The sequence below is a fragment of the Vibrio genomosp. F10 str. 9ZD137 genome (assembly GCF_049974785.1).
Classification (GTDB): domain Bacteria; phylum Pseudomonadota; class Gammaproteobacteria; order Enterobacterales; family Vibrionaceae; genus Vibrio.
In genome coordinates this window covers 1-577 of sequence record NZ_JBNGCJ010000859.1, presented here as the reverse complement: position 1 = coordinate 577, position 577 = coordinate 1, and the positions used below count along the sequence as shown (strand labels likewise).

2 pseudogenes are annotated in these 577 nt (G+C 45.6%); both read right to left on the bottom strand.

The window, feature by feature from the left end:
* Positions 1 to 259 (bottom strand): annotated as a pseudogene (gene pyrE, locus ACP45E_RS19340) (orotate phosphoribosyltransferase); the annotation flags it as partial.
* A gap of 133 nt (positions 260 to 392) precedes the next feature.
* Positions 393 to 577 (bottom strand): annotated as a pseudogene (rph, locus tag ACP45E_RS19335) (ribonuclease PH); the annotation flags it as partial.

Below are 577 nucleotides of genomic sequence, written 5' to 3'. Positions count from 1 at the left end.
CCGCCAACGCAACCGCCGTTGTGGTGGCAATTGGGATGCCTTTGTAAGCGGGGCCAAATAGTACATCAAATTCAATACCAGAATCGGCCAGTGCCGCGGCATAGAAGCGACCAAGACGCGCCAAATCGCGCCCAGTATTAAACAATCCAGCATTGAAGAAGTAAGGGCTTGTGCGGCCTGACTTTAAAGTAAACTCACCAAATTTTAATACATCTTTCTCTAGTGCAAACTCAATAAATTCACGTTGATATGCTTTCATGTTTCTCTCTCATCTTTCAAATAACGGTTTAAACAATGTCTCTCTTACCGCCTCTTTCATTGCAATGAATACTCCACTGCTCTTATGAAAAGGCAAAAAAATAGCCTCTATAAAATAGAAGCTATTGAAATAACTAGTCCGCCTGCGTATCGGCTAAAGCGGCTTTCTGTGCGGCGACAATTTCTCGAATGCCTTTGCTCGCCGACTCCAATAGCGCCATCAGCTCTTCATGGCTGAACGGTTCGCCTTCTGCGGTGCCTTGGACTTCGATCATTTTACCTTCTTCCGTCATCACGACATTCAAGATCGGAAGAGCGG